This is a genomic window from Nocardioides alkalitolerans (genome assembly GCA_038184435.1).
GTDB lineage: Bacteria > Actinomycetota > Actinomycetes > Propionibacteriales > Nocardioidaceae > Nocardioides > Nocardioides alkalitolerans_A.
The window spans coordinates 4,291,160-4,314,609 of the sequence record CP116227.1; the positions used below are offsets into that span (position 1 = coordinate 4,291,160).

Consider the following 23,450-nt stretch of genomic DNA (forward strand, 5'->3'; position numbering starts at 1 on the left):
ATGAGCGCCACCGCAGGAGTCCCCGACAAGTTCGCCGCCCTCGGTCTCACCTACGACGACGTGCTGCTGCTGCCGGGCTACTCCGACCTGGCGCCCAGCGAGATCGACACCACCTCGCGGCTGACCCGCGAGATCTCCCTCAAGGCCCCGCTGATCTCGGCGGCGATGGACACGGTGACCGAGTCCCGGATGGCGATCGCGATGGCGCGCCAGGGCGGCATCGGGATCCTCCACCGCAACCTCTCGGTGGCCGACCAGGCCTACCAGGTGGACCTCGTCAAGCGCACCCAGACGGGCATCATCTCCAACCCCGTCACGATCGGCCCCGACGCGACGCTCGAGGACCTCGACCGCATCTGCGGGGAGTACCGCGTCTCCGGCCTCCCGGTCGTCGACTCCGCGGACATGCTCCTGGGCATCATCACCAACCGCGACCTCCGCTTCACGCCGGTGGCCGAGTGGGGGACCACGAAGGTCGACGAGGTGATGACCCCGATGCCGCTCATCACGGGCGACGTGGGCATCAGCCGGGACGACGCCACCGCGCTGCTGCGCAAGCACAAGCGGGAGCGCCTCCCGCTGGTCGACGCCGACGGCAAGCTCGCCGGCCTCATCACCGTCAAGGACTTCGTGAAGTCCGAGCAGTTCCCCGACGCCTCGTACGACGCGGACGGCCGCCTCCTCGTCGGTGCGGCGATCGGCTACTTCGGTGATGCGTGGGAGCGCGCCACGACGCTCATCGAGGCGGGCGTCGACGTGCTCGTCGCCGACACGGCCCACGGCCACGTGCGGCTCCTGCTCGACATGGTGAAGCGGCTCAAGTCCGACCCGGCGACGAAGCACGTGCAGCTCATCGGCGGCAACGTGGCCACCCGCGAGGGCGCCCAGGCGTTCGTCGACGCCGGTGCGGACGCGGTCAAGGTCGGCTTCGGTCCCGGCTCGATCTGCACGACGCGCGTCGTCACCGGCGCGGGCGTGCCCCAGGTGACGGCCGTCTACGAGGCGTCGCTCGCCTGCCGGCCGGCCGGCGTCCCGGTCATCGCCGACGGCGGCCTGCAGCAGTCGGGCGACATCGCCAAGGCCCTCGTCGCGGGCGCGGAGTCGGTCATGATCGGCTCGCTCCTCGCCGGCTGCGAAGAGTCCCCGGGCGAGCTCGTCTTCGTCAACGGCAAGCAGTACAAGGCGTACCGCGGCATGGGCTCCCTCGGCGCGATGAGCAGCCGGGGCAAGAAGTCCTACTCGAAGGACCGCTACTTCCAGGCCGAGGTCACCAGCGACGACAAGATCGTGCCCGAGGGCGTCGAGGGCCAGGTGGCCTACCGCGGCCCCCTGGCGGCCGTGGCCCACCAGCTCATCGGCGGCCTCAGCCAGTCGATGTTCTACATCGGTGCGCGCACCGTCCCGGAGCTGCAGGAGAAGGGCCGCTTCGTGCGCATCACCTCGGCGTCGCTCAAGGAGAGCCACCCCCACGACATCCAGATGGTGGCCGAGGCGCCGAACTACCAGTCGCGCTGAGGTGGGAGACTCCTCCTCGTGACCGAGATCGAGATCGGCCGCGCCAAGCGCGCCCGCCGGGCCTACTCCTTCGACGACATCGCCATCGTGCCGTCGCGGCGCACGCGCGACCCCGAGGAGGTCAGCGTCGCCTGGCAGATCGACGCCTACCGCTTCGAGATCCCCGTCGTGGCGGCGCCGATGGACTCCGTGATGAGCCCGGAGACGGCGATCGCGCTCGGTCGCGCCGGCGGTCTCGGCGTGCTCGACCTCGAGGGTCTCTGGACCCGGTACGAGGACCCGACGTCGCTCCTCGCCGAGGTGGCCGGGCTGCAGGGCGTGGCCGCGACGGCCCGCCTGCAGGAGATCTACACGGAGCCGGTGAAGGCGGAGCTCATCACCGAGCGGCTGCGCCAGATGCGCGACGCGGGCGTGACGGTGGCGGGCTCGCTGTCGCCGCAGCGCACGCGGGAGCACGCCAAGACGGTGGTCGACGCGGGTGTCGACATGTTCGTCATCCGCGGCACGACGGTGAGCGCGGAGCACGTCTCGAGCCAGGCGGAGCCGCTCAACCTCAAGGAGTTCATCTACGAGCTCGACGTCCCGGTCATCGTGGGCGGCTGCGCGACCTACCAGGCCGCGCTCCACCTCATGCGCACCGGCGCGGCCGGCGTGCTCGTCGGCTTCGGCGGCGGCGCGGCCCACACGACGCGCACGGTGCTCGGCCTCGCGGTCCCCATGGCGAGCGCGGTGGCGGACGTCGCCGCGGCCCGCCGCGACTACCTCGACGAGTCCGGCGGCCGTTACGTGCACGTCATCGCCGACGGCTCCATCGGCACGTCGGGCGACCTCGCGAAGGCGATCGCCTGCGGCGCTGACGCGGTCATGGTGGGCTCGCCCTTCGCGCGCGCCTCCGAGGCGCCCGGCCGCGGCTTCCACTGGGGCGCCGAGGCGTGGCACGCGGAGCTGCCGCGCGGCCAGCGGGTCGAGTTCGACACCGTCGGCTCGCTCGACGAGATCCTCTTCGGCCCCTCGCGGGTCGCCGACGGCACGATGAACCTGGTCGGCGCGCTGCGTCGGGCGATGGCCACGACGGGCTACACGGAGCTCAAGGAGTTCCAGCGCGTCGAGGTCGTCGTGCAGTGACCCGGCCGTGAGCCTGCGATGACCCGGATCGCGGCCGCCCAGGGGGAGGCGGTCGCGGGCGACCTCGCCGCCAACGTCCGCTCGGCCGCGCGGCTCGTGTCGCGCGCCGCCGGCGAGGGCGCCGACGTGGTCGTGCTCCCCGAGGCCTTCCTCACCGGCTACGCCGACGAGGTCTTCGCCGGCCCGCTGCCCACGGTCGCGGACCTCACCGGCCCGCTGCTCGACCCGCTCCGGGCCGCCACGGCGGCCGGCGCCGTCACCGCGCTCGTCGGCACCCCGGTGGCCCGCGGTCGCGTGGCGACGCTCTCGCTCGCGCTGGTCACGCCGGACGGCGGCGTGTCCGTGCCCTACGACAAGCAGCACCTCGACGGCACCGAGAAGCACCACTTCGTCGTCGGCGACCACGGCGCCTCGGTGCGCGTCGGCGATGCCGAGCTCGGCCTGAGCATCTGCTACGACGGCTGCTTCCCCGAGCACGCCGCCGCGGCCGCCCGCGACGGCGCCGTCGGCTACCTCGCCTCCGCGGCGTACTTCGTCGGCGGCGAGCACCGCCGCGACCTCTACTACGCGGCCCGGGCGCTGGAGAACGGCATGTACGTCGCGTTCGCCGGCCTCACCGGGCGCTGCGGTGGCCGCGAGCTGAGCGGCGGGTCGGCGATCTACGACCCGGAGGGCCGCGTGCTGGCCCGGCTGGGGCGCGAGGAGGGCGTCGTCGTGGCCGACCTCGACGCGGCGCTGGTGGCGAGCACGCGCCGTACGCACACGATGGTCGTCGACCACCGCACGAGCCTGGGGCCCCGCCGCCGGGTCTGAGGCAGGATGGGGACATGACGGCGACGCCTCCCGGAGTCCTCGGCCCTGCCGCGCGCGACGCGGCCCTCGGCGCGCTGGCCGGCACGGCGGACCCCGGTGCCGGTGAGCTCGACGTGCTGGTGGTCGGGGGAGGCGTGGTCGGGGCCGGGGTGGCCCTCGACGCCGTCACCCGCGGCCTGAGCACCGCCCTCGTCGAGCAGCGGGACCTCGCGTCGGGCACGTCGAGCCGTTCCAGCAAGCTGGTGCACGGCGGGCTGCGCTACCTCGAGATGCTCGACGTCGGCCTCGTGCGCGAGGCGCTCGAGGAGCGCGGGCTGCTGCTCACGCGGCTGGCGCCGCACCTGGTGCGCCCGGTGCCGTTCCTCTACCCCCTGCGCCGCACGTGGGAGCGGCCCTACGTCGGCGCCGGGCTCGCGCTCTACGACTCCATGGCCGCGCTGGGGCGGCACGACATGGGCGTGCCGCGGCACCGGCACCTCTTCCGGCGGCAGGTCGCCCGCATCGCGCCCGACCTGCGCACGGACGACCTGACCGGCGCGATCCGCTACCACGACGCGCAGGTGGACGACGCCCGCCTGGTGACGACGATCGCCCGCACGGCGGCCCGCCACGGGGCGCACGTCGCGACCCGCACGAAGGTCACCGGCTTCCTGCGCGAGGGGGAGCGGGTGGTGGGGGTGCGCGCCCGCGACCTGGAGACCGGCGCGGACCTGGAGGTGCGCGCCCGCGTCGTGGTCAACGCCGCCGGCGTCTGGACCGACGAGATCCAGGAGATGGTCGGCGGCCGCGGCGCGCTGCACGTGCGGGCGTCGAAGGGCATCCACCTCGTCGTGCCCCGCGACCGGATCCGCTCGGAGGCCGGCTTCATCACCAAGACGGAGAAGTCGGTGCTCTTCGTGATCCCGTGGGGACGGCACTGGATCATCGGCACGACCGACACCGCCTGGGACCTCGACAAGGCCCACCCGGCCGCCTCCAGGGCCGACATCGACTACGTGCTGGCGCACGTCAACACCCTCCTGCGCGAGCCGCTCGACCACGACGACGTCGAGGGCGTCTACGCCGGGCTGCGCCCGCTCCTGAGCGGCGAGTCGGAGCCGACCTCGAAGATCAGCCGGGAGCACACGGTCGTCGCCCCCGTCCCGGGCCTGGTGATGATCGCCGGGGGCAAGCTGACGACGTACCGCGTCATGGCGAAGGACGCCGTCGACGCCGCGGCGCCGTCGCTGAGCGACGCGGGCGGGGTGCGGGGGTCGATCACCGACCGGGTGCCGCTGCTGGGGGCCGACGGCTTCGAGACCCGCTCCAACCAGCGCGTCATGCTCGCGCGCCGCTCGGGGCTGCACGTCGCGCGGATCGACCACCTGCTGGGTCGGTACGGCGCGCTCGTCGACGACCTGCTGGCCCTCGTGGCCGCCCGGCCGGAGCTCGCCGAGCCGCTGGCCGGGGCCCCGGACTACCTGGCCGCCGAGGCGGTGTACGCCGTGACCCACGAGGGCGCGCGCCACCTCGACGACGTGCTCGCACGTCGCACCCGGATCTCGGTGGAGACCTTCGACCGGGGCACGGCGGCCGCGCGGACGGTCGCGGAGCTGATGGCCGCCGAGCTCGGGTGGAGCGCCGCGCGCACCGACGAGGAGGTCGACCACTACCTGCGCCGCGTGGAGGCGGAGCGGCAGAGCCAGCGCAAAGCGACCGACCAGGAGGCCGACGAGGCGCGGGTGCAGGTGCGCGACCTGGTCTGAGCGCTGCTTGACATCCGTGGCGAGGTTGTCAAGAGCGGCCAATTGTTACCGAGAGGTAGAACACACGCCGTCGCGGACATACTCTCGGTACATGAGCAACTCCATCCCGGCCGGCGGTCCCCTCGTCACGGGGCCCGGCGACCCCGAGCACGACCCCACCGCGGCGTACGCGCTGGAGCCGGACCAGGTCGCCGCCCTCACCGCACGCCTGCTCGCCACGACCGGCGAGACGGTCCTCACCCGCACCCCGCTGACGGGTGCGCCGCTCGCCCAGGTGCCGCAGTCCTCGGAGGCCGACGTCGCGGAGGCGTTCGCCCGCGCCCGCCGCGCCCAGGAGGCGTGGGCGCGCACGTCGCTGGCCCACCGCCAGGAGCTGCTCCTGCGCCTGCACGACCTGGTGCTCGACCGCCAGGAGGAGATCCTCGACCTGATCGTGTGGGAGTCGGGCAAGGCCCGCAAGCACGCGTTCGACGAGCCGCTGCACATCGCGCTGACGGCACGGTACTACGGGCGCACGCTGCGCCAGGACCTCGAGACGCGCCGCGTGCCGGGCGTCATCCCGGGCCTCACGCGGGTGGAGGTCAACCGCATCCCCAAGGGTGTCGTCGGCGTCATCTCGCCGTGGAACTACCCGTTCACCATGGCGCTCTGCGACGGCATCGCGGCGATCGCGGCCGGCAACGCCGTGGTGTCCAAGCCCGACTCGCAGACGATGCTGAGCGCGCTCCTCGCCGCGCAGCTCCTCGACGAGGCGGGGTTCCCGCGCGACCTGTGGCAGGTCGTGGCCGGCCCGGGCGCCGAGATCGGCGGCGCCATCATCGACCGCGCCGACTACGTCTGCTTCACCGGCTCGACGGCGACCGGCCGCCGCGTCGCCACCCGGGCCGCCGAGCGCCTCATCGGCTGCTCGCTCGAGCTCGGCGGGAAGAACCCGCTGCTCGTGCTGCGCGACGCCGACGTGGAGAAGGCCGCCGAGGGGGCCGTGCGGGCCGCGTTCTCCAACGCGGGGCAGCTCTGCGTCTCGATCGAGCGGATGTTCGTGGCCGACCAGGTCTACGACCGGTTCGTCGAGCGCTTCGTCGCCCGCACCCAGGCGCTCACGCTGGGGGCGACCCTCGACTGGGGCAACGACATGGGCTCGCTCATCAACGCGAACCAGCTGGAGACGGTGACGAAGCACGTCGAGGACGCCGTCGCCAAGGGCGCCACGGTGCTCGCCGGCGGGCGGGCCCGTCCCGACCTGGGTCCGTTCATGTACGAGCCGACGATCCTCGAGGGCGTCACGCCCGAGATGACCTGCTTCGGCAACGAGACCTTCGGCCCCGTCGTGGCGCTCTACCGCTTCAACGACGAGGCCGAGGCCGTCGCGCGGGCCAACGACGGGGAGTACGGCCTCAACGCGTCGATCTACAGCCGCGACGGCGAGCGCGCCCGTGCGCTGGCGCGACGCATCAAGTGCGGCACGGTCAACGTCAACGAGGCGTTCGCCGCGACCTTCGCCTCCCTGGGCGCCCCCATGGGCGGCATGCGGTCCTCAGGCATGGGGCGTCGCCAGGGCGCCGAGGGCCTCTTGCGCTACACCGAGACGCAGTCGGTGGCGACGCAGCGGCTCGTGCCGATCGCCCCGTCGTTCGGTCTCTCCGACGAGTCCTACGCGAAGGTGATGAACCTCAGCCTCCGGCTCCTCAAGAAGGCGGGACGCGCGTGAGCGGCTTCGACTACGACGTCCTCGTCGTCGGCTCCGGGTTCGGCGGTTCGGTCTCCGCGCTGCGCCTGACGGAGAAGGGCTACAAGGTCGGGGTGCTCGAGGCGGGCGCCCGCTTCGAGGACGCCGACTTCGCGTCGACGTCGTTCGACCTGAAGAAGTACCTCTTCGCCCCGCAGGCGGGGTGCTACGGCATCCAGCGGATCGACGCGATCAAGGACTGCCTGATCCTCGCCGGCGCGGGTGTCGGCGGCGGCTCGCTGGTCTACGCGAACACGCTGTACGAGCCGCTCGACGCGTTCTACGACGACCCCTCGTGGTCGCACATCACCGACTGGAAGTCGGAGCTCGCGCCCTACTACGACCAGGCCAAGCGGATGCTCGGCGTGGTCGAGAACCCGGTGCGCACCGCGAGCGACGACGTCATGCTCAAGGTGGCCGAGGAGATGGGCGTCGGGGACACGTTCCACCCGACCCCGGTCGGCGTCTTCTTCGGCGGGCCCGAGCACGGCGGGGCCGAGGAGGGAGGCGTCGACGTCGAGGACCCGTTCTTCGGCGGGGCCGGACCGCGCCGTACGACGTGCCGCAACTGCGGCGAGTGCATGACGGGCTGCCGGCACAACGCGAAGAACACGCTGGTGAAGAACTACCTCTACCTGGCGGAGCAGCTGGGCGCGACGGTCCACCCGCTGACGACGGTGACGCGGGTGCGCCCGCTGGCCGGCGGCGGCTACCGGGTCGACGTGCGCTGGACGAAGGCGAAGCTGTCCCGCCGCTCGGCGGTGCGCAGCTACACGGCCGAGCAGGTCGTCTTCTCGGCGGCGGCCCTGGGCACGCAGAAGCTGCTCCACCGGCTCAAGGCGACGGGCGACCTGCCCGGGGTCTCCGACCGGCTCGGCGTGCTGACGCGCACCAACTCGGAGTCGATCCTCGGGGCGCTCGCCCCGGACCTCTCGACCGACTACAGCAAGGGCGTCGCGATCACCTCGTCGTGGCACCCCGACCCGGTGACGCACATCGAGCCGGTGCGCTACGGCAAGGGCTCCAACGCGATGGCGCTCATGCAGACGGTGCTGACGGACGGCGACGGCCCCGGCCCCCGGTGGCAGACGTGGCTCAAGGAGCTGTGGCGGGAGCGCCGCAACGTCCTCGACCTCTACGACATGAAGCACTGGTCGGAGCGCACGGTCATCGCGCTCGTGATGCAGACGCTCGACAACTCCATCACGACGTTCCCGAAGCGCACCCCGTTCGGCTGGCGGCTGTCGTCGAAGCAGGGCCACGGCGCCCCGAACCCGACGTGGATCCCGATCGCCAACGAGGCGACGCGTCGCATCGCGGCCATGATCGGCGGCAAGCCGGGCGGCACCGTGGGGGAGCCGTTCAACCGGCCGCTCACGGCGCACTTCATCGGCGGCTGCACGATCGGGGAGTCGCCCGAGACCGGCGTGGTGGACCCCTACCAGCGGATGTTCGGGCACCCGGGGCTCCACGTCGTCGACGGCTCCGCGATCTCGGCCAACCTCGGAGTGAACCCGTCGCTGACGATCACCGCCCAGGCCGAGCGCGCGATGGCCTTCTGGCCCAACAAGGGCGAGGCGGACACGCGGCCACCGCTGGGCGCGGCGTACGAGCGCGTCGGAGCGGTCGCGCCCCGTCGTCCGGCGGTGCCCGCCGAGGCGCCGGCGGCGCTGCGGCTGCCCATCGTCGGGGTCAGCTAGAAACTCCTCGACGGACCACGTAACCCACGTCACGCGGCCTCGTTGTGCTGGACGGGTCCGGCATGTTTGCTCCCTCCCAGCCCGGGCCCGGTCGTCCTGGGCTGCGCGCAGTCGACAGGACCGTCAGGGCCCGGCCACCCTCCCTCCCCGGCCGGGCCCTGACGCGTTTGCGGGCTAGACTCCGCGGGTCCCCGCAGGCAAGTGAAAGGCCCTCGATGTCGTCTGCCCCCGACCACGACCTCGTCCTGGTGGTCGACTTCGGCGCCCAGTACGCCCAGCTCATCGCGCGCCGCGTGCGCGAGGCCCGGGTCTACTCCGAGATCGTCCCGCACACGATGCCGGTCGCGGAGATGCTGGCGAAGCAGCCGGCGGCCATCATCCTGTCGGGCGGCCCCTCGAGCGTGTACGCCGAGGGAGCGCCCCGCATCGACGCGGACCTCTTCACGGCGGGCACGCCCGTCTTCGGCATGTGCTACGGCTTCCAGCTCATGGCGCAGAACCTGGGCGGCACGGTGTCGCCGACGGGCGCGCGGGAGTACGGCCGCACGCCGGTGACGGTGGGGGAACCGGGCACGCTGCTGGCGGACCTGCCGGGCGAGCACCGCGTCTGGATGTCGCACGGCGACTCCGTCACCGCGGCCCCCGACGGCTTCGCCGTGCTGGCGTCGACCGACGTGACGCCCGTGGCGGCCTTCGAGAACACCGACCGCCGGCTCGCCGGGGTGCAGTGGCACCCCGAGGTGCTGCACTCGGAGCACGGCCAGGAGGTGCTCGAGCGCTTCCTCGTCGACATCGCCGGCTGCCGCCAGACCTGGACGATGGTCAACATCGTCGAGGAGCAGGTCGAGCGGATCCGCGCCGAGGTCGGCGACGCCCGCGTCATCTCGGCGCTCTCGGGCGGCGTGGACTCCGCCGTGTCGACGGCGCTCGTGCAGCGGGCGATCGGCGACCAGCTCACCGCCGTGTTCGTCGACCACGGCCTGCTCCGCGAGGGCGAGGCCGAGCAGGTCAAGCAGGACTACGTGGCGGCGACCGGGGTGGACCTCAAGGTCGTCGACGCCCGGGAGCAGTTCCTCGGGCACCTCGCCGGGGTCACCGACCCGGAGACGAAGCGCAAGATCATCGGCCGCGAGTTCATCCGCGTCTTCGAGGCCGCCGAGCGCGAGGTGCTGGCGACGCCGGGCCCGCCGGTGAAGTTCCTCGTGCAGGGCACGCTCTACCCCGACGTCGTCGAGTCCGGCGGCGGCGCCGGCACCTCCAACATCAAGAGCCACCACAACGTGGGCGGCCTGCCGGAGGACCTCGAGTTCTCCCTCATCGAGCCGCTGCGCACCCTGTTCAAGGACGAGGTGCGCGAGGTGGGCCGCCAGCTCGGCATCCCCGAGGCCATCGTCGCCCGGCACCCGTTCCCCGGCCCCGGCCTCGCGATCCGCATCATCGGTGCCGTGGACGAGGAGCGCCTCGCGATCCTCCGCGCCGCCGACGCGATCGTGCGGCAGGAGACCACCGCCGCCGGGCTCGACGGCGAGATCTGGCAGTTCCCCGTCGTGCTCCTCGCCGACGTCCGCTCGGTCGGCGTGCAGGGCGACGGCCGCACCTACGGTCACCCCGTCGTGCTGCGTCCCGTCTCCAGCGAGGACGCCATGACGGCCGACTGGACCCGGCTGCCGTACGACGTGCTCGAGCGGATCTCGACCCGCATCACCAACGAGGTGGCCGAGGTCAACCGCGTCGTGCTCGACGTGACGAGCAAGCCGCCGGGCACCATCGAGTGGGAGTGACCCCGACCCTCCGGTCGTAGGTCAGCGGCGGCCGCGGGCCCGGTGCGGCTCGCGTCCGACCTCCTTGCGCGTGCGGCGCCGCAGCTGCCAGATCCGCAGCGAGCCGGCGATCGCGGTGAGCAGGATGCCCGCGGCGGTCGCGATCAGCAGCGACACGGCGAGGGGGGCCCGGCCCTCGAAGCCGAAGAACCGCACCGTGGTCTGCTCCGTGTTCTGCGCGATGAACACGACGAGCAGCAGCAGGAGCACGCCCAGCGCGACGGCGCCGATCCACAGGCCGCTCGTGCGCGAGCCGCGCAGGGGGTCGTCGTGGGGACGCTCGGCGTCCTTCGGGGGCGGCGGCGGGGGCGGGGGCGCGGTCGGGGGAACGGCGGGATCGCCGGCGGGGGACGCCTGGGGGACGGTCATGCCGTCGAATCTAGCCGCGCCGGCCTCCGAACCGGAGGGCGTTCGGGGCCGGCGTCCGGCGTCCGGCGGGCGTGACGGCTGCGTCGAGCGTTGTCGCGAAATGGGACGTTGGGACACCCGGGACCGGCCCGGGCGGGTCCCAGGTGCACTTTTCCGCGCGCCGGGCGGGTCCCGCGCGGCAGCAAGCCTCAGACGAGCAGGTCCGTCAGCTCCGCCGCCAGCAGCACGGCCCCGACCAGGGAGGCCCGCTCGCCCAGCTCGGACAGCTCCACGGGCGTCGCCGCGACGGCGTCGAGCACGTGGCGGCGCAGCTCGCGGCGTACCGACTCCAGGAGCAGGTCGCCCGCCCGCGCCATGTCGCCGCCGACGACGAGCACGCCCGGGTTCATCAGGTTGACGACGCTCGCGAGCGCCCAGCCGATGTGGCGGCCCGCGTCCTCGAGCGAGCGCTGGGCGGAGACGTTGCCGCCCTGGGCGGCGGCGACGACGTCGTCGAGCGTGGCGCCGGGGAGCTGGTCGGCCAGCATCGCCAGGACGCTGCCGACGGAGGCGTAGGCCTCGAGGCACCCGCGGCTGCCGCAGCGGCAGACGGGACCGCGCTCGTCGAGGGTGAGGTGGCCGATCTCGCCGGCGGCCCCGCCGGACCCGTGGAAGAGCCGGTTGTCGATGACGATGCCGGCACCGACGCCCGAGGAGATCTTCACGAAGAAGGAGTTGTCCTCGCCGCGGGCGACGCCGAGCCGGTGCTCGGCGAGCGCGCCGAGGTTGGCGTCGTTCTCGACGGTGACGGGCACCCCGAAGGCCTCCTCGCAGGCCGCGAGCGCGTCGACCCCGACCCAACCGGGGAGGATCGCCGCGGCCGCCACCACCCGCTGGTTGATGGGGGCCGGCAGGCCGGTGGCCACCGTGCGCAGCGCGGTGCGGTCGAGGCCCTGGGCCGCGAGCAGCCCGTCGAGCAGGGCGGTCGCGATGGCGAGGCCCTCGGTGTGCGAGTGCGTGGGGGAGAGCCGCTGGCGCTGCTCCGCGACGAGGTGGCCCGTCACGTCCCCGATGGCGACCGCGACGTGGCTGTGGCCGAAGTCCACCCCGGCGACGAGACCGGCGCCCGGGGAGAGCCGCACGACGGTGCCCCGGCGGCCGCTGCCGGGCTCCGTGGCCACGAGCCCGGCCGCGGCCAGGTCGCGGATGATGTTGGAGACCGTGGCGGGCGCGAGCCCGGTGACCCGCGCCAGCTCCGCCTGCGTCGGCGGCGGCGCGTCGTCGACCTCGGCCCCGTTGCCGGCTGCCCGCAGCACGTCGAGCACGCGCCGCTGGTTGGCGGTGCGCAGCGTGGCGGTCGAGCCGGGCGCGGCCGGACGGAGGTCGGGGGTGGACACGGGCGTCACCCTGACGTGTGAGGTCACGAACCGTCAAGACATGTTCTCAAACCGGGCTCGAAACTCGCTGGTAACGATTTTGCGTTCATGTCTTGACGACAAGGGCTGTGGCGCACAACACTCCGACCGTTACCACGCGACGGTGCTGTCGCACCCGGTCCACGAGGAGAGTCCATGTCCAGCAGCAAGATCAAGCGCGGCATCGTCAGCACGGCCGCGATCGTCGTCGGGGTCGGCCTGCTGGCCGCCTGCGGCGCCAACGACGCCCAGGAGGGCGACAGCGACACCAAGGTCATCGCGCTCCTGCTGCCGGAGTCGAGCACCACGCGCTACGAGGCCTTCGACAAGCCGCTCTTCGAGGCCAAGGTGCAGGACGTCTGCGGCGACGAGTGCGAGGTCGTCTACTTCAACGCCGACCAGGACGAGGCGAAGCAGACCCAGCAGGTCGACTCGGCCATCTCGCAGAACGCCGACGTCATCGTGCTCGACCCGGTCAACGGCGCCGGCGCGGGCGGCATGGTCCGCACCGCGCAGGAGTCGGGCGCCGAGGTCATCGCCTACGACCGGTTCATCGAGGGCGCGGACTACTATCTCTCCTTCGACAACGAGACCGTCGGCCGCATGCAGGGCGAGGCGCTCGTCGAGGCCACCGGCGGCACCGGCGGCATCCTCATGCTCAACGGCGCGCCCAGCGACCCCAACGCCGCCCAGTTCAAGTCGGGCGCCCACGAGGCGATCGACGCGAGCGGCCTCGAGGTGCTGGCGGAGTACGACAACCCCGACTGGAGCCCCGACAACGCCCGCACCTGGACCACCGACCAGCTCGCGCGCTTCGACGCCGGCGACATCGCGGGCGTGTACGCCGCGAACGACGGCCAGGCCGGCGGCGTCATCGCCGCGCTGACCGGTGCGGGCGTCGACCCGACCGCGCTGCCGCCCATCACGGGCCAGGACGCGGAGCTCGCCGCCATCCAGCGCATCGTCGCCGGTGAGCAGGCCATGACGATCTACAAGCCCATCAAGGTCGAGGCCGAGAAGGCCGCCGAGGTCGCCGTGGCCCTCGCCAAGGGCGAGGACGTCGGCGAGACGACCGACTACGAGGGCGTCGCCTCGTTCATCTTCGACCCGATCGTCGTCACGGCGGACAACGTCAACGACACGGTCATCGCCGACGGCTTCTACTCGGTCGAGGACATCTGCACCGCGGACTACGCCGACGCCTGCACCGCCGCCGGCATCGGGGCGTGAGCTCGGCCGTGGAGCTCAGCAAGACGACCCGCGCAGCGACGGGGTCCGCCCTGTCGCTGCGCGGGGTCAGCAAGCGGTTCGGCGCCGTCCAGGCGCTGTCCGCCATCGATCTCGACGTCGCGAAGGGCGAGGTCGTCGCCCTCGTCGGCGACAACGGCGCCGGCAAGTCGACGCTCGTGAAGATCATCTCGGGCGTCTACCAGCCCGACGACGGCACGATGACCCTCGACGGCCGCGAGGTCGTCGTGGGTGGTCCGCGCCAGGCGCAGAAGCTCGGCATCGCGACCGTGTTCCAGGACCTGGCGCTGTGCGACAACCTCGACGTCGTCGCCAACCTCTTCCTCGGTCGCGAGCGCACCGCGGGCGGGGTGCTCCTCGACGAGGTCCACATGGAGCAGGAGGCGTGGCGGCTGCTGCGCCGCCTCTCCGCGAAGATCCCGTCGGTCCGCATCCCCATCGCGGCCCTCTCGGGCGGACAGCGACAGACCGTCGCGATCGCCCGCAGTCTCGTCGGCGACCCCGGCATCGTCATCCTCGACGAGCCGACCGCCGCCCTCGGCGTGGCCCAGACGGCGGAGGTGCTCTCCCTCGTGGGGCGCCTGCGCGAGACCGGCCTCGGCGTCATCCTCGTCAGCCACAACATGGCCGACGTGCTGGCGGTCGCCGACCGCATCGAGGTGCTCCGCCTGGGCCGCAACGCCGCGCGCTTCGACGCCGCGGATGTGACCACCGAGCAGCTCGTCGCCGCGATCACCGGCGCCGGGGAACGCCCGGCCCATCCCTCCGACTCGCCCGCAGGAGCCCGCCCATGACCGTCGCCGCCGACCTCGCCGACGAGCGGCTCGTCCGCAGCCGCGGCGCCCGTGGCGCCCTCGACGTCGTCTGGAACCGCCTGCGCGGCGGCGACCTCGGCAGCCTGCCGGTGGTCGTCGGCCTGATCGTGATCTGCACGGTCTTCTACAGCCTGGACCCGCGGTTCCTGTCGTCGTTCTCGATGGTCAACATCCTGACCTACGCGGCACCGGTCGGGATCATCGCGCTCGGCATCGTGCTGGTGCTGCTGCTCGGCGAGATCGACCTCTCGGTCGGCTCCGTCTCCGGCATGGCGGCCGCGATCATGGCGGTGCTCGTGGTGAAGGAGGGCCAGCCGGCGTTCGTCGGCCTGCTCGCCGGCATCGCGGTCGGCGCGGTCGTCGGCATCGCCTACGCGTTCCTCTACACCGTGCTCGGCATCCCGAGCTTCGTGTTCTCCCTCGGCGGTCTGCTCGGCTTCCAGGGCGTGCTCCTCTACGTGCTCGGCTCCGACGGCACCATCAACCTGCCCGACGGCTCCGGTCTCACCGAGTTCGCCCGGTTCAGCTTCGTGAGCGGAGCCGCGGCGTACGTCGGCGTGGCGGTCGTCGTCGCGCTGTACGTCGCGTCCCGCCTCTGGACGATCCGCCAGCGTCGCGCGGCCGACCTGTCGGCGCCGTCCCTGCTCGGTGTCGGCCTCAAGGCGCTGGCGCTGGCGGCCGGGCTCGGCTGGCTGACGTGGTACCTCGGCGTCGACCGCGGCTGGAGCTACAGCTTCCTGCTCTTCGCGGCCCTCGTGGTCGTGATGGACCTGGCGCTGCGCCGTACGCGGTGGGGACGGCACGTCTTCGCCGTCGGCGGCAACGAGGAGGCGGCCCGCCGCTCGGGCGTGAAGGTGACGCGGATCTACGTGTCGGTCTTCGTGCTGACCTCCACCCTCGCCGCGCTCGGCGGCCTGCTGGCCGCCGGTCAGCAGACCTCGGTCTCGCAGGCCACGGGCACGACCGACACCAACCTGACCGCGATCGCCGCGGCCGTCATCGGCGGCACCAGCCTCTTCGGCGGGCGCGGGTCGGCGTACGCCGCGATGCTCGGCATCATCGTCCTGCAGGCCATCCAGTCGGGCCTCAACATCGTCGGGGTCGACTCCTCCGTCCGTTTCATGGTCACCGGCGGCGTGCTGCTGCTGGCGGTCGCCATCGACTCCGTCGCCCGTCGGGCGCGGTCGGCGAGCGGACGCGGCTAGCGCGCGTCGTACCCCGGCGTCGGTTCAGAGCAGGGGTGGAGCCGGGGGCGTCTCGGGGCACGGCCATGGGCGTGCCGGAGAGGCGCCCCCGGCCCGCGTTCGGCACACTGCTCCCGTGAGCAGACTGTTCGGGGGACTCCGCCAGGCGCCGGCGCGCGTGCTGGCGGGCGTGCAGACCGGGGTGCGGGGGTTCGTGCTGAAGCAGGTCGGCGGCCGCGTCGACCTGTCGAAGATCGACCGCGTGCCGGCCAGCCTCGGCTGGCCGTTGGAGCGTGAGGCGCTCGACCCGCCGGGGCGGCTCGAGGAGATGCGGGCCGAGCACCCGGTGAGCCTGCTGACCACGTTCCTCGGCATCAAGGTGTGGCTGGTCACCGGGTACGACGCGGGCCACGAGGTGCTCGTCGACCGCGGCGCGGCGTACTCCACCGACATCCGGCCCTACGTCGGCAAGGCCGGCGCCGACGGCGGCGACATCGGCGGGCTCGGGTTCACGGACCCGCCGGACCACACGCGGCTGCGGAAGTACCTGACGCCCGAGTTCACCCGCCGTCGCCTGCAGCGCCTCGAGCTGCTCGTCGACGCGATCATCGAGCGGCAGCTCGACGAGATCGAGGCGGCCGCCCGGGAGTCCGAGGACGGCGTCGTCGACCTCGTGCAGCTGTTCAGCTTCCCCATCCCGTTCCTCGTGATCTGCGAGCTGCTCGGCCTCTCCGACGAGCGGCGGGCGATCTTCCAGGAGCTCGGCTCCGCCCGGTTCGACGTCTCCAGCGGCGGGATCGGCGCCTTCGGCGCCATCTCCGGCTCGCGCGAGTTCCTGCTCGCCGAGACGGCCCGCCAGCGGCACGACCCCGGTCCCGGACTCATCGGCCAGATCGTGCGCGACCACGGTGACGAGATCAGCGACTACGACCTCGGCGGTCTCGCCGACGGCGCCTTCACGGGCGGCATGGAGACGTCGGCCGGCATGCTCGCGCTCGGCAGCGCCGTGCTGCTCGAGCACCGCGAGACCTGGAAGCAGCTCGCCGCGGGTGAGGCGGACGTCGACGCCGTCGTCGAGGAGCTGCTGCGCTACCTCTCCGTCGTGCAGGTCGCCTTCCCGCGGTTCGCGACGAAGGACGTCGAGGTCGCGGGCCAGCAGGTGCGCAAGGGCGACGTCGTGCTCGTGCACCTCCCGGCCGTCGACCGCGACCCGTCGTCGTCGGGCGCCTGCCCGCACGCCTTCGACCCGGGCCGCGAGGACAAGTCGCACCTCGCCTTCGGCCACGGCATCCACCGCTGCGTCGGTGCCGAGCTGGCCCGGATGGAGCTGCGCAAGGCCTACCCGGCCCTCGCCCGCCGGTTCCCCGACCTCGCGCTCGTACGCGGGACGGACGACCTGGAGTACTTCGGGTCGTCGATCGTGTACGGCGTCGAGCGGTTGCTCGTGCGGCCGTTGGGGTGAGAGGCCGGTCGGTTCCCCGGCTAGCCGGGGAACTATCCACTTAGACCATCAACGTTGATGGTCAAAGCGGTCGGTTCAGTGCACGTGGTCGACCGCCAAGGGCCCTCTTGGTCCGCTCGACCATCCGGTCGTGGTGGTCCAGGTCGCGCCACGTGTAGCGGATGAACCCGCAGTCGAGCAGCTCGCGCACGGTGTCCTCCCGGGCCTTCTCGCGCTCGAGCGCATCGGCCGGCGTCTCCCCGGGCCTCAGATAGCGCCCGTACTTCACCATTCCGTCGAACTCGCCCGCCAAGCCGTGCTCGGGCCACCAGAAGTCGAGCTCGGCGACGAGCCGACTCCCGTCGTACACGCGGTGCTGCTGCACCGGCGCCGGGACTCCGCCGCGGAAGAAGGCGTACATGGTGCGGCTCTCACCCACCGAGCCCGATAGGGGGCTCGCGAGCCGGCCGGCGAGCGCCGTGTGGAGCGTGCCCGGCCAGGCGGTCGCGGTCTCGATCATCGCGTCCAGGTCGGCCTTCGTCGTGGTGCCCTCGCGGAGCAGGCTGTCCATCACGACCACGGTCCGCTCGGTGTCGACCAGGGTGGAGAGCTCGACCGCTGCGCGGGCAGGTACGACGGTGGGCAGGCCGTCCACCTCCGTCACGTGCTCCTCGGGGAGCGTGGCGCGGTGGTGCGTGAGGCCCGACTCGCGACGTTCGGCGCGGCGCAGCGGGTTCGTGAGATGCACGTGGCTGAGGTCGAGGCCCCAGTGACCGTCGGTGTGGAGGAGCACAGCCGAGGTGTGGGACGCGACGTGGCGGGCGGTCGCGCGCTCGAGCGAGGCGCGGAGCCGTACGAGGTGTCGCTGTGGCTCGGTGAGTGTCGCCCAGGAGCCCGGCAACGCGTAGGTGCCGTGACGGATCGAGACGACCTGCCCCGCCCGCTTCGCGCGGTAGAACGAGGCCGCCGTGTAGCCGACGGCGAGTGCGTCGCGCGTGAGGAAGTAGCCCTGCGCGGCGTCGAGCGCTTGGAGTCGTGGATGCATGGCCGGTCCGTTCCCGCGGCGCGCCGCTGCCAGCGGTGGGCGATGCCGGCTGGGGATGAGGGCACCTCACGGCGGGCCTGGGGACGACGAGTGGGCCGGTCCCGCGGCGTACCGCTGGGTTGAAGCATCAACGCGCCACTTTGACCATCAACGTTGATGGTCAAAGCGGCGTGTTCCCCGGCTGACCGGGGAACCGACCGCCTGCGCCGGTGGACAAATCTATGCGAATGATTATGATCACTCGGGTGACCCGGGCCACTTCCTGAGCGGCCCGCCGACTCCTCCACCCGAAAGCAGGCTCTCCTGTGAAGCGTCTCCCGGTCGTCGCCGCCGTGTCCTCCCTCGCCCTCGTGCTCGCCGCCTGCGGCGGGTCCGACGAGAGCGCCGACGTCGTCACCGGTGACGCGGAGGGCCTGGTCGAGGCGGCGAAGGAGGAGGGGTCGCTCGACTGGTACTCCGACCTCCCCGAGGCCCTCATCGAGAGCGTCGCGACGGGCTTCGAGGAGAAGTACGGCATCGAGGTCAATTACATCCGCAGCGTCTCCAGCCAGCTCGGCAGCCGCTTCGCCGGTGAGGCCCAGGCCGGCGACCCGCAGGCCGACGTGCTCAACATCGCGAGCCAGGGCTTCTGGGAGGAGGCCGTGAGCCAGGGCTGGTTCGCCGAGCTCACCGACGACACCGTCGAGTCGCTCGACGCGTGGCCGGAGGAGTTCCTCTACGACGACACCTACGCCCTCATCAACGTGCAGCCGCTCGGCATCGCCTACAACACCGACACGAGCCCCGTGCAGCCCACCGGCTGGGAGGACGTCGCCGACGACGCCCTCGAGGGCCGGCTGATGATGGGCGACACCGCGGTGGTCGCCTACTCCGCCGAGTACCTCTTCCTCATGGACACCTACGGCGAGGACTTCCTCTCCGACCTCGGGGCGCTCGACCCGATCGTGGTGGACAGCCTCGTGCCCGGCACCCAGCAGATGGTCGCGGGCGAGGCCGACGTGGCCATCCCGTCGCTCAAGGCCGTCGTGCAGCCGCTCATCGACGAGGGCGCTCCCCTCGAGCTGGTCATCCCCGACGACACCTCGGGCGTCAACCAGTACGCGGGCGTCGTCAAGGACGCCGCGCATCCCAACGCGGCGTACCTCTTCCTGAGCTACCTGCTGAGCATGGAGGGCCAGGAGCGGGTCACGGCCGGCATCGCCGCCTCCGTCCTCGAGGGCGTGCCGGGTGCGATGGAGCTGCCGTCGGGCTACACCGAGATCGCCGAGTCGGACGTGGTGGACCAGCAGGACACCATCGACGAGCTGCTCGGGTTCTGAGCATGACCGTCACCCACGAGCGCCCGGTGCGCACCGACGTCGGCGTCGCCGGCGGCCGCATCGAGATCGCCGGACTGGCGAAGACCTACGTGCGCAACGACGGCACGAAGGTCCCGGCCATCGACGACATCGCCCTCACCGTCGAGGCAGGCGAGTTCTGCGTGCTGCTCGGCCCCAGCGGCTGCGGCAAGACCACGTTGCTGCGCTGCCTGGCGGGGCTCGAGGAGCCGCAGACGGGTTCCATCGCCGTCGGTGGTCGGCCGTTCTACGACCGGTCCCGCCGCGTGTCGCTGACCCCCCAGCAGCGCCGCCTCGGCATGGTCTTCCAGTCCTACGCCCTGTGGCCGCACATGAGCGTCGAGAAGAACGTCGCCTTCCCGATGACCACCCGGCGGGCCCGCGGGTCCTTCAGCCGCACCGAGGTGCGCGAGCGGGTGGCGAAGGCGCTGGCGACGGTCGACATCGCCGAGCTCGCCGGACAGCCGATCTCGGCGTTGTCGGGCGGCCAGCAGCAGCGCGTCGCCCTGGCGCGCGCCATCGCCTTCGGCAGCGACGTCGTGCTCTTCGACGAGCCGCTGTCCAACGTGGACGCGAAGGTGCGGGTGCAGCTCCGCCAGGAGATCCACGCCCTGCAGCGCGAGCTCGGCTTCACCGCCGTCTACGTGACGCACGACCAGGAGGAGGCGATGGAGCTCGCCGACGTCCTCGTCGTGCTGAAGAAGGGCAAGATCGAGCAGGCGGGCCGCCCGCGCCAGCTCTACCGCGCCCCCGTCTCCCGGTACGTCGCGGACTTCGTGGGCACCGCCGACGTCCTCGACGGCACGGTCACCGCGGCCGTCGCCCCGGGCCGTACGCCGCGGGTGCAGGTCGCGACGCCGCTCGGCGAGCTGGTGGTCGCCACCCCCGCGCCGGTCGCGGTGGGCACCGAGGTCGGGGTCGTCGTGCGCGCGGAGGACTGGCGCGTGCTCGACGCGCCCGGCCAGCGGGCCGGCGTGAACGAGCTCGACGGGGTCGTGCGGGACAGCGCCTACCTGGGCGCGGCTACGCAGTACCTCGTCGACGTCGCCGGCCACGTCGTGCGGGTGCGCCCGCAGGGCTCCGCCGAGCTGGCGGAGGGCCACCGCTTCGTGCTCCACCTCGACCCGGACGACCTGCACCTGGTGACCGCGTGAGCGCGCCGACGCTGGAGCGGACGGGGCGCCCGGACGCCGCGCCAGCTCCGGCGGGACGCGCGCCGCGGCGTCGGCCCGACCCGTTCAAGTTGGTCGGCTGGCTGGTCTGCGCGCTGGTCTGCCTCGCGATCCTCTACCCGATCGCGATCCTGCTGCGGGACGTCGCGGGGCTCGGTCAGACCCCCTCGATCCTCGGTGACATCAAGGACGAGGCCCTCGCCCCCGGGGCCCTCGAGACGCTGCGCACCACCGTGCTGCTCGTCGTCCCGGCGGGCATCACCGCGCTCCTCATCGCCTCGCTGCTGGCCTGGATCAACGAGCGCACCGACGCCCGCATCGGCGCACTGGCCGACGTGACCCCGATCCTCCCGATGTTCATCCCGCCCGTCGCGGGCGCGATCGGCTGGGTGTTCCTCGCCGCCCCGAGCGCCGGGCTGCTCAACGGCGCCATCGAGGGCTTCTTCGGCTGGTTCGGGATGGACGTCGACGGCCCGCTCGACATCTTCACGTGGCAGGGCCTCTTCTTCGTCTACGTGCTCGACCTCGTGCCGTTCGCCTACATCACGCTGGCCGCCGGGTTCCGCAACCTCGACCCGGTCGCCGAGGAGGCCGCCCGCATCAGCGGCGCCGGGCCCCTGGAGACCTTCCGCCGTGTGACGCTGCCCAGCCTCGGACCGTCGTTGGGCGGCGCGCTGCTCATCGTGATGGCCATCGGGTTCGCGCTCTTCTCGACCCCGGTGGTGATCGGCACGCAGGCGGGCGTCGACGTGCTGTCGGTCGAGATCGTCGAGGCGATGACCCGCTCGTTCCCGGCCGACGAGGCGAAGGCCCTCGGCCACGGCGTCCTGCTGCTCGGCATGGTGACCATCGCCTGGCTCCTCCAGCGGCGCCTCGTGCGCTCGACGGGCCACGCCACGGTCGGCGGCAAGGGCCTCAACTCCCAGCCGACCCGCCTCGGCGCGTTCCGCCACGTCGCGCGGTTCGTGATGGTGCTCTACCTGCTCGGCGCCAGCGTGCTGCCGATCCTGGCCCTCGTCGTCGTCTCCCTCGAGCGCTACTGGACCGCCTCGATCCCGTGGGGCAGCCTCACCCTCGACAACTACCGCGCGCTCCTCGACAGCGCCATCGTGGTCGAGGCGCTGCGCAACAGCGTCGTCGTCGGTGTCACCTGCGCGACGATCGGCATGGCCCTGGCCGCGATCGTCGCCCGCATGACGCACGGCGAGACGTCCCGCTGGGCGGGCGTCGTGGAGGCCGTGACGCGCATCCCGGCGGCGGTGCCGATCCTGGTGCTGACGCTGGCGTTCATCGCGGCGTACCTGGGGGAGCCGTTCCGCCTCGGCGGCACGACGCTGCTCCTCGTCATCGCCTACACGGCCATCTTCTTCCCCCACGCGGTCGTCAACGCGACGTCGGCGTACCTGCAGGTCGGTCCCCAGCTCCGCGAGGCCGGAGCGGTGTTCGGGGTCTCGGAGGGCCGCACGTTCTGGCGCATCCAGCTGCCGCTGATGCTGCCGGGCCTGACGTCGGGCTGGGCGTTCCTGTTCGTGCTGGTCGCGGGCGACGTCACCGTCGCCTCCCTGCTGGCGGGTACCGGCAACCCCGTCGCGGGCTTCGTCATCCTCGACCGCTACAACACCGGCACCTACCCGCCGCTCGCCGCGATGGCCGTCATCACGACCCTCCTCACGACCGTGGTCGTGGGGGTCGCGCTCGGGCTGGCGCGCTGGCAGCGCTCCCGGGCGACCTCCGGCGTACGGCGGCGCGCAGGTCTCGCCGTACCCGACCCGTCCGCCCCGCCCGTCACCCACTGACCCCCGCCGACCTCACCGGCCCCTACTGAAGGAGCAGCACCATGACCGACCCCAGCACGCTCTCCGCCGAGCAGCGGCTCGCCCGGCTCGAGGACCGCGCCGCGATCCAGGAGCTCGGCGTCCTCTACGGCTACGTGATGGACGAGCGCGACGAGAAGGGCATCCGGCAGATCTTCGCCCCCGACGCCCGGCTGACCTCCGCCGACGGGGTGTTCGCGGCGACGGGGATCGACGAGATCGTCGAGACCTACCTGGGCCGCTTCAAGGCCCTCGGCCCCACGAACCACTTCTCCCACGGGCACGTCGTGCGCTTCGGCGACGACCCCGACCGCGCCCGCGGCCTGCTGGCCAGCCACGCCGAGGTGTCCCGCAACGGTACGGCGATGCAGGTGGCGCTGCGCTACAAGGACGAGTACGTCCGCAACGACGGACGCTGGCAGTTCGCGGCGCGCGAGATGAGCTACATGTACTACCTGCCCATCGAGCAGCTCTCCCAGCTCGGCGACCGCAACAGCGTGCGGGCGTACGGCGACGAGCGACCGTCCGACTGGCCCGAGGCGCTCTACGCGGAGACCGGCAGCTCCTGGCTGCACGCCTACCTCTGAGCCGAGGCCCTAGGGTGGCGGGCGTGAAGGACGTCCTGGTCGTGATCGCCGCCGCCTTCTGGACCGTCGTGGCCGGCGTTGCCGGCTACCAGCTCGGGGGGCGCGGGCTGCCGGGCCTCCTGGTCCTCCTCCTCGTGATCGTGGTGGGAGTCGGTGCGGCCCTGCGGTTGCGTCTGAGGGAACGTCCCGTCGTCCGGGACCTCGCCGGCCCGGCGGCGGCCGTCATGGACGCCCTTGCCTCGGCTGCCGCGGAGCGGGAGAAGGTGCGCGAGCGTCCCGCCCCCGGCGTCCTCCTGGTGAAGACCTCGATGAGCACGTGGTCGTGGGGGTCGGTCTGGCGCTTCGAGGTGCTGCCCGGCGGCGCTGACGATGGCGGCGCGAGCACGCGGGTCGTGGCCACGATCCACCGCCGCGGCAGCGTCGTCGCGGGTGTGACCGAGCTGCGCAAGGTCCACGCCCTCCTGGACGTCGCCGAGCAGTGTCTGGAGGACGGCCGGGTCGCGGGGGTCGAGCGACTCGACTGACCTCTCGGAGCCGCCCCACCCGGAGAAGGAGAACGCGGACCGGACGGGCGTGCGCCTCGGCGTGTCGCCCCGACCG

19 protein-coding genes are annotated in these 23,450 nt (G+C 72.6%); 16 read left to right on the forward strand and 3 right to left on the reverse strand.

The features are described 5' to 3' along the window. From guaB to guaA, 7 genes are all read left to right on the forward strand, one after another. The gene (guaB, locus tag PIR53_20475) at nt 1-1,515 is read left to right on the forward strand and encodes an IMP dehydrogenase (protein ID WZH52373.1); all 1,515 of its coding nucleotides are present in this window, start codon (nt 1-3) and stop codon (nt 1,513-1,515) included. A gap of 18 nt (nt 1,516-1,533) precedes the next feature. Beyond that, nucleotides 1,534-2,640, forward strand: a complete 1,107-nt coding sequence (locus tag PIR53_20480; protein WZH52374.1) for a GuaB3 family IMP dehydrogenase-related protein — start codon at nt 1,534-1,536, stop codon at nt 2,638-2,640. 18 nt (nt 2,641-2,658) lie between these two features. After that, the gene (locus PIR53_20485; protein ID WZH52375.1) at nt 2,659-3,453 is read left to right on the forward strand and encodes a carbon-nitrogen hydrolase family protein; all 795 of its coding nucleotides are present in this window, start codon (nt 2,659-2,661) and stop codon (nt 3,451-3,453) included. 14 nt (nt 3,454-3,467) lie between these two features. Then, nucleotides 3,468-5,198: a glycerol-3-phosphate dehydrogenase/oxidase gene (locus tag PIR53_20490; protein ID WZH52376.1), complete on the forward strand. Its 1,731-nt coding sequence runs from the start codon at nt 3,468-3,470 to the stop codon at nt 5,196-5,198. 91 nt (nt 5,199-5,289) lie between these two features. Next, the gene (locus PIR53_20495) at nt 5,290-6,906 is read left to right on the forward strand and encodes a succinic semialdehyde dehydrogenase (protein WZH52377.1); all 1,617 of its coding nucleotides are present in this window, start codon (nt 5,290-5,292) and stop codon (nt 6,904-6,906) included. Then, nucleotides 6,903-8,624, forward strand: coding sequence for a GMC family oxidoreductase (locus tag PIR53_20500; GenBank protein ID WZH52378.1), 1,722 nt, complete (start codon nt 6,903-6,905; stop codon nt 8,622-8,624). Before PIR53_20495 ends, PIR53_20500 begins: the two co-directional genes overlap by 4 nt. Before the next feature lie 215 nt (nt 8,625-8,839). Beyond that, the gene (gene guaA / locus PIR53_20505) at nt 8,840-10,405 is read left to right on the forward strand and encodes a glutamine-hydrolyzing GMP synthase (GenBank protein WZH52379.1); all 1,566 of its coding nucleotides are present in this window, start codon (nt 8,840-8,842) and stop codon (nt 10,403-10,405) included. Nucleotides 10,406-10,426: 21 nt separating this feature from the next. Here guaA and PIR53_20510 read toward each other — a convergent pair whose 3' ends face one another. Both PIR53_20510 and PIR53_20515 read right to left on the reverse strand, forming a co-directional pair. Next, nucleotides 10,427-10,813, reverse strand: coding sequence for a LapA family protein (locus tag PIR53_20510; GenBank protein ID WZH52380.1), 387 nt, complete (start codon nt 10,811-10,813; stop codon nt 10,427-10,429). A gap of 188 nt (nt 10,814-11,001) precedes the next feature. Further along, the gene (locus PIR53_20515) at nt 11,002-12,189 is read right to left on the reverse strand and encodes an ROK family transcriptional regulator (protein WZH52381.1); all 1,188 of its coding nucleotides are present in this window, start codon (nt 12,187-12,189) and stop codon (nt 11,002-11,004) included. Between the two features lie 174 nt (nt 12,190-12,363). On the opposite strand from PIR53_20515, the gene PIR53_20520 reads away from it, so the two are divergent. The 4 genes from PIR53_20520 (at nt 12,364) to PIR53_20535 (ending at nt 16,916) form a co-directional block, all read left to right on the forward strand. Next, nucleotides 12,364-13,437: a substrate-binding domain-containing protein gene (locus tag PIR53_20520; GenBank protein WZH52382.1), complete on the forward strand. Its 1,074-nt coding sequence runs from the start codon at nt 12,364-12,366 to the stop codon at nt 13,435-13,437. Further along, complete coding sequence (locus PIR53_20525) at nt 13,434-14,249, forward strand: ATP-binding cassette domain-containing protein (GenBank protein ID WZH52383.1); 816 nt, start codon at nt 13,434-13,436, stop codon at nt 14,247-14,249. The genes PIR53_20520 and PIR53_20525 overlap by 4 nt, the downstream gene beginning before the upstream one ends. Further along, nucleotides 14,246-15,475, forward strand: coding sequence for a sugar ABC transporter permease (locus PIR53_20530; protein WZH52384.1), 1,230 nt, complete (start codon nt 14,246-14,248; stop codon nt 15,473-15,475). The genes PIR53_20525 and PIR53_20530 overlap by 4 nt, the downstream gene beginning before the upstream one ends. Before the next feature lie 115 nt (nt 15,476-15,590). Beyond that, on the forward strand, nt 15,591-16,916 hold the full coding sequence (locus tag PIR53_20535) for a cytochrome P450 (GenBank protein ID WZH52385.1): 1,326 nt from the start codon (nt 15,591-15,593) through the stop codon (nt 16,914-16,916). A gap of 61 nt (nt 16,917-16,977) precedes the next feature. On the opposite strand, the gene PIR53_20540 is transcribed toward PIR53_20535, so the two are convergent. Next, complete coding sequence (locus tag PIR53_20540) at nt 16,978-17,940, reverse strand: type IV toxin-antitoxin system AbiEi family antitoxin domain-containing protein (protein WZH52386.1); 963 nt, start codon at nt 17,938-17,940, stop codon at nt 16,978-16,980. Nucleotides 17,941-18,245: 305 nt separating this feature from the next. On the opposite strand from PIR53_20540, the gene PIR53_20545 reads away from it, so the two are divergent. The 5 genes from PIR53_20545 to PIR53_20565 are packed head-to-tail and all read left to right on the forward strand — an operon-like array spanning nt 18,246 to nt 23,374. After that, entirely contained in the window at nt 18,246-19,259 is a 1,014-nt protein-coding gene (locus PIR53_20545) for an extracellular solute-binding protein (GenBank protein ID WZH52387.1), read from the forward strand. Between the two features lie 2 nt (nt 19,260-19,261). After that, the gene (locus PIR53_20550; protein WZH52388.1) at nt 19,262-20,431 is read left to right on the forward strand and encodes an ABC transporter ATP-binding protein; all 1,170 of its coding nucleotides are present in this window, start codon (nt 19,262-19,264) and stop codon (nt 20,429-20,431) included. Then, the gene (locus tag PIR53_20555; protein ID WZH52389.1) at nt 20,428-22,245 is read left to right on the forward strand and encodes an iron ABC transporter permease; all 1,818 of its coding nucleotides are present in this window, start codon (nt 20,428-20,430) and stop codon (nt 22,243-22,245) included. The genes PIR53_20550 and PIR53_20555 overlap by 4 nt, the downstream gene beginning before the upstream one ends. Nucleotides 22,246-22,286: 41 nt before the next feature. After that, nucleotides 22,287-22,850: a nuclear transport factor 2 family protein gene (locus PIR53_20560; protein ID WZH52390.1), complete on the forward strand. Its 564-nt coding sequence runs from the start codon at nt 22,287-22,289 to the stop codon at nt 22,848-22,850. A 23-nt stretch (nt 22,851-22,873) separates the two neighbouring features. Then, nucleotides 22,874-23,374: a hypothetical protein gene (locus PIR53_20565; protein ID WZH52391.1), complete on the forward strand. Its 501-nt coding sequence runs from the start codon at nt 22,874-22,876 to the stop codon at nt 23,372-23,374. The last annotated feature ends 76 nt before the right edge of the window (nt 23,375-23,450 follow it).

Bases quoted from the DNA above. Each gene is read 5' to 3' on its own strand.
- PIR53_20495 (WZH52377.1), top strand. From the start codon at position 5,290: ATGAGCAACTCCATCCCGGCCGGCGGTCCCCTCGTCACGGGGCCCGGC.
- PIR53_20540 (WZH52386.1), bottom strand. From the start codon at position 17,940: ATGCATCCACGACTCCAAGCGCTCGACGCCGCGCAGGGCTACTTCCTC.
- PIR53_20550 (WZH52388.1), top strand. From the start codon at position 19,262: ATGACCGTCACCCACGAGCGCCCGGTGCGCACCGACGTCGGCGTCGCC.
- PIR53_20530 (WZH52384.1), top strand. From the start codon at position 14,246: ATGACCGTCGCCGCCGACCTCGCCGACGAGCGGCTCGTCCGCAGCCGC.
- PIR53_20560 (WZH52390.1), top strand. From the start codon at position 22,287: ATGACCGACCCCAGCACGCTCTCCGCCGAGCAGCGGCTCGCCCGGCTC.
- guaB (WZH52373.1), top strand. From the start codon at position 1: ATGAGCGCCACCGCAGGAGTCCCCGACAAGTTCGCCGCCCTCGGTCTC.
- PIR53_20485 (WZH52375.1), top strand. From the start codon at position 2,659: ATGACCCGGATCGCGGCCGCCCAGGGGGAGGCGGTCGCGGGCGACCTC.
- PIR53_20510 (WZH52380.1), bottom strand. From the start codon at position 10,813: ATGACCGTCCCCCAGGCGTCCCCCGCCGGCGATCCCGCCGTTCCCCCG.
- PIR53_20520 (WZH52382.1), top strand. From the start codon at position 12,364: ATGTCCAGCAGCAAGATCAAGCGCGGCATCGTCAGCACGGCCGCGATC.
- PIR53_20490 (WZH52376.1), top strand. From the start codon at position 3,468: ATGACGGCGACGCCTCCCGGAGTCCTCGGCCCTGCCGCGCGCGACGCG.
- guaA (WZH52379.1), top strand. From the start codon at position 8,840: ATGTCGTCTGCCCCCGACCACGACCTCGTCCTGGTGGTCGACTTCGGC.